Here is an 806-nt window from a genome sequence, read left to right on the forward strand (position 1 = left end):
TACATTTCGGCGGTGTCGATCAACGTGATGCCGAGGTCGAGGCCGAGCTTCAGAGCATTCACCTCATCGGCGCGGCGACTGATATCCTCGCCCATCTTCCATGTGCCCTGGCCAAGCACCTGAACGGCTTCGCCTGAGGGCAGTTTGGTGGTTCTGATGGTCGACGGCATGGCGGGCTCCATTTGGGCCGATCGCATCACAGGCTGGACGAGAAATCCAGAGGCGCTCTCGCCGCGCTGGCGATGGCTGAAGACTTACTTCACCGGATGGGCGGCGAGCCAGGCCTGCATCTGCTTGATCTCGGCTTCCTGCGCGGCGATGACGCCTTCGGCCAGCTTGCGGATTTCCGGATCCTTGCCATTGGCGAGTTCGACCTTGGCCATGTCGATCGCACCCTGATGGTGCGGGATCATGCCTCTGACGAAATCGACATCGGCATTGCCGGTATAGTCGGACGCCATCATGTCGGTATGCATCTTGTCCATCGCCGCCTTGTAGCCTTCCGTCGAAGGGCTGGTCGCATCCGCCGCCATGGCGCCCATGTCGTGTTTCATCTCTTCGCTTTGCGCCGGAACGCTTTCGAGGAAGACGGCAACCAGCATTCCGGCTGCCATCAGCAGCAGCACGAGTTTTTTGGCGAAGGTCATTCATGGTCTCCTGTTGGATGGGTTTCGTATTTGGGGGCTTGGATCAGAGTTTCAATGTTCTCAGCCGCAACGCGTTTGCGATCACCGACACCGAAGACAGGCTCATCGCCGCCGCCGCCAGCATCGGCGACAGAAGCGTGCCGGTGAGCGGATAGAGCA

1 protein-coding gene and 1 pseudogene are annotated in these 806 nt (G+C 59.9%); both read right to left on the reverse strand.

Annotated elements, in window-relative coordinates:
• Nucleotides 1-170 (reverse strand): annotated as a pseudogene (locus EOC06_RS42225) (aldo/keto reductase); the annotation flags it as partial.
• A gap of 84 nt (nucleotides 171-254) precedes the next feature.
• On the reverse strand, nucleotides 255-647 hold the full coding sequence (locus tag EOC06_RS10730; RefSeq protein ID WP_128307710.1) for a DUF305 domain-containing protein: 393 nt from the start codon (nucleotides 645-647) through the stop codon (nucleotides 255-257).
• Between the last annotated feature and the right edge of the window lie 159 nt (nucleotides 648-806).

This window comes from Mesorhizobium sp. M7A.F.Ca.MR.362.00.0.0, from assembly GCF_004023175.1.
GTDB lineage: Bacteria > Pseudomonadota > Alphaproteobacteria > Rhizobiales > Rhizobiaceae > Mesorhizobium.